The following is a 3787-nucleotide window of genomic DNA, read 5'->3' on the forward strand; positions in this document are numbered from 1 at the left end:
CTGGGTACGCGCAGCGGAGGCGACTGACCGATCGGTCAGCTAGGCTCGTCGGGAATCGACATTCGACGAGAGGACACCATGGAGCGGCTCGGGGAAGGACAGTACGAGGCTTCGCTGGAATCGCTGGCGGCTCGCTCCGTGCCGACTTGGTTCGGGGATGCCAAGTTCGGCATATTCGTTCACTGGGGTCTGTTCTCGGTGCCGGGGTTCGCGCCGAGGGGGAGCTATGCCGACGCGCTTCGCGACGACTACGACCATGCGATGACCCGGAACCCGTATGCCGAGCAATACATGAACATGATGAGGGATCCCGGGGGACCGACAGCCGAATACCACAGGCGGCATTTCGGAGACTTGCCGTATGAGGGCTTCAAGGCCATGTTCGAGGAAGGGCTGAAGGACTGGAGCGCGGACGAGTGGGCCGAGACGTTCCGCAGGGCGGGCGCGCAGTACGTCGTGATGGTTACCAAGCACCATGACGGGTTCGCGTTGTGGCCGACGGAGGTGCGTAATCCGCATCGCCCCGGCTGGTTCGCCGAGCGTGACCTGGTCGGCGAGCTGGCGGCGGCGGTCCGCGAGCGGGGGATGAAATTCGGCGTCTACTACTCGGGAGGGATCGACTGGACCTTCCAGTCGAAAGTGATGAAGACCCTCGGGGACTACATCTACTCCCCGCACGCCAGCGGCTACCCCGCGTACGCCGACGCGCAGGTGCGGGAGCTCATCACCCGCTACGAGCCGGACATCTTGTGGAATGACATTTCCTGGCCGACCGGGCAGAAGCAGTTGTTCGCATTGTTCGCCCACTACTACAACACCGTGCCGGACGGTGTCGTCAACGACCGATGGCAGACCGCCTCGTGGGGCAGGACGGTGATGCGCTCGAGGCTCGCCCGCGCTGGTTTCGACCTGCTGATGAAGCAGCTGATCAAGGCGAAGCAGGATTTCGTGCACAGTGCCCCGGCACCGGTCCTGCCGCATTCCGATTTCACCACCCGCGAATACACCCGGTTCGACACGACTCAGACGAGGAAGTGGGAGGCCACCCGAGGCATCGGCAACTCGTTCGGCTTCAACCGGAACGAGACAGACGCGGATTACGCGTCCTTCGAGCAGGAGCTGTTCCCGGCTTTCGCCGACGCCGTCGCCAAGAACGGCAACTTACTGCTCAATGTCGGCCCGAGCGGCGGGGCGGGCATCATCCCAGCGGTGCAGCTCAGCCGACTCGGCGCCTTCGGTGACTGGCTTCGGGCCAATGGCGCAGCGATCTACGACACCAACCCGTACGACGAACCGCAGGGTGCGACGACCGACGGGCTGCCGGTGCGGACCACGCGCAGCGGCAGTGCCGTCAATGTGGTGGTGGTCGGATACCCGAGGGGACGCGAGGTGGTCGTGCAGGGACTCGCGCTGCCGGGCTCGGCGGGCACATTGCTGGCAGACGGGAGTTCGGTGCGAGTGGACCGGCGTGGCGGTGACACCGTCCTCAGGTTCTCCCGTGATTTGGACTCGGTCTACTCTCCAGCGGTGGCCATTCCGCTGTCGTGAGGATTGTTGCGCGAAATGGTTGCGACCGGGCCGAAGAGATGGAGGACGCTGTGACCAGCACTGCGGATGGATCCATCCCGAGCCTCCGTCGGGGGCAGATCATCGACAGTGCGATCGAGCTGATCGCCGAAGTGGGGCATGCGCGTACGTCGCTGTCGCGGATCGCCGAGAAGGCGGGCGTCTCGAAGGCCGCGGTGCTGTATCACTTCACGAACAAAGACGAGCTTCTCGACGAGGTGCTGAATCGCGTCATCGGAGGTCTGGTCGAGCAGGTGGAGAGCGCCGTGCACGCGGCGGGCACACCGGCCGAGGCGGTGAGCGCCTACATCCGGGCGATGATCGGCCATTTGACCGCCCATCCGGCCCACGTCCGGGCGATCACCGAGGCATTGGCCATCGCGGAGCTGGCCGGGCACCAGACGATCCGAGCGGACGCGTCTCGGTGGAAAGTGCTGGCAGAGCTGCTGGCCGCGGGACAGGCGGCGGGTCAGCTGCGCGACTTCGACGTGAAGACGACGGCCGTGGTGATCGGAGGGGCGATCGACGGTCTCGTCGGCCAATGGCTTGCGGAGCCCGATTTCGATCTGCGGGTGGCAGCGGACGAACTGGAGACGCTCGTCCAGCGCGCCATCACTATCTGATGCCCACATGTCGTTCCGGCACGTTCGGCGCTGGGCGATCTTCCTCCTGCCTCAGCCGGCCGAACCGTGGCGTTGCTGGAATCGTCGCTCGAACGCGGCGGTGAATTCCGCCGGAGGTACGGAGGACGACGACTGCTCGAACGTGCCGTCGTCGGCGACGTAGAAGATCGCCCGGGCGGATGCGGGTGCCACTGCAGGTGCAGGCACGTGCACCATCCAGCCGACGCTGAAGCGCTCGGCGGTCAGCTGAGCCAGCGGATATCCGGTGGTATCCAATTGTCGTCCGGTGATGTAGTCCCGCACCCGGCTGATCGCCTGTTCCGCGGGCATCGGCTCCGGCACCGTCGACATCAGACCGGCGACCGAGTACTGGTAGAGCGCACCATCGATGTCGAAGCGCCCGTCATCGCCGAAGACCGCGACCAGCGTCTTGCGGGTTACCACGCCCGCCTCGGCGGCGGACATCAATGCTCTGATCGCGTCCGGGGCGTCCTTACCCTTGCTGTCGGCGAGGATGCTGGCCACGATCCCGATCGCGGTGTCGCGCGTCCACATGCCAGGCACCGCCGGAGCGCATTCGTGCGCCGCAGGGGACTGCCCGCGATACCAGCGCCCCGCCTCCCACCAGTAGCAGAACGACAGCAAGCCCGAAGCCGCGCGCGGGTTCAACACCGGGTCGGCCACCCACTCGGGCGCACCGCCATAGAGTTCGGGCATCGGTGCGCCACCGTTGTACACCGCGTCCAACGTGGGCGCGTTCCACACGCCACCCGACAACACGGCCCGCCCGCCCGGAAGCACATGCAATGTCGATCCGCCGCGTGCGGTGCCCTCGAACAGGCCGACCCAGGGCAGCATCCGCGGCCCCCAATCCGACTTCGCGGCCACGAACGCGGCCGCGATCGTGGTCCACCGCGTCCACATCTGCGGGAACGGCGGAAACTCGTTCTCCGCGAGCACCGCCCACACCTGTTCGGACCGATCGGCGCGAGCCTGGGCAGCCGCCTGTTGCGGGGTGCGTCGCTGCCGGTCGTCGTGACCGATATACGCGGCCAACCACACCGGTACTTTGTCGCGCGGGTATGCCTCGAGGTCGGCGCGATACGCCTCAGGAACGAACAGCTGCCCGTCCGGGAAGGGCTCGTCGCCGTAGTCGTAGGCGGCCTCGATCTCGCCCGAGCTGGTCATCGTCACCAGCAATCGCCACCACGGTCCGGCGCTCGACTCCGCCGCGATGGCCCGCAACTCCCGGACCAGCGCGACCACAACCTCTGGTGGATCGACCGACATCGCCTGTTCGCCGATGGAATACACGAGACGGGAGATCTCACCCGCCACCGTGATCGAGAAGACCCCGTCCACCCGCTGCCACCCGGCAGGTGCGGTCGTCACTAGCGCACGGGCGAGTGGATGCTCAGCGGTCAATCCACCGGGTTCGTCTGCCACGTCGTTCTCCTCATCCGTGCTGAGTGGCTCGCCACCACGCAATTCCAGAGCTGAATATTGCCATCGGTTTCGCGCCTGATGTCACTGCGGAACCGCCTGTCCGTGGAAGCTTCCGCCGCACTCCCAAGCGCGTGGTGGTCGGCTGTCGGTGG

The 3787-nt window shown here is 66.2% G+C and carries 3 protein-coding genes; 2 read left to right on the forward strand and 1 reads right to left on the reverse strand.

Going from position 1 to position 3787, the window contains the following annotated elements; genetic code table 11:
* Nucleotides 1-78: 78 nt before the first annotated feature.
* Both OHA40_RS15825 and OHA40_RS15830 read left to right on the forward strand, forming a co-directional pair.
* Complete coding sequence (locus OHA40_RS15825; RefSeq protein ID WP_330233792.1) at nt 79-1548, forward strand: alpha-L-fucosidase; 1470 nt, start codon at nt 79-81, stop codon at nt 1546-1548.
* Between the two features lie 50 nt (nt 1549-1598).
* Nucleotides 1599-2189 carry a TetR/AcrR family transcriptional regulator gene (locus OHA40_RS15830; protein ID WP_330233793.1) on the forward strand — a complete coding sequence of 197 codons (591 nt, stop codon included), beginning with the start codon at nt 1599-1601 and terminating at the stop codon, nt 2187-2189.
* 51 nt (nt 2190-2240) lie between these two features.
* Here OHA40_RS15830 and OHA40_RS15835 read toward each other — a convergent pair whose 3' ends face one another.
* Nucleotides 2241-3635, reverse strand: coding sequence for a hypothetical protein (locus tag OHA40_RS15835; protein WP_330233794.1), 1395 nt, complete (start codon nt 3633-3635; stop codon nt 2241-2243).
* Nucleotides 3636-3787 lie beyond the last annotated feature (152 nt).

Origin of the sequence: Nocardia sp. NBC_00508, from assembly GCF_036346875.1 — a bacterium.
Lineage (GTDB): Bacteria > Actinomycetota > Actinomycetes > Mycobacteriales > Mycobacteriaceae > Nocardia.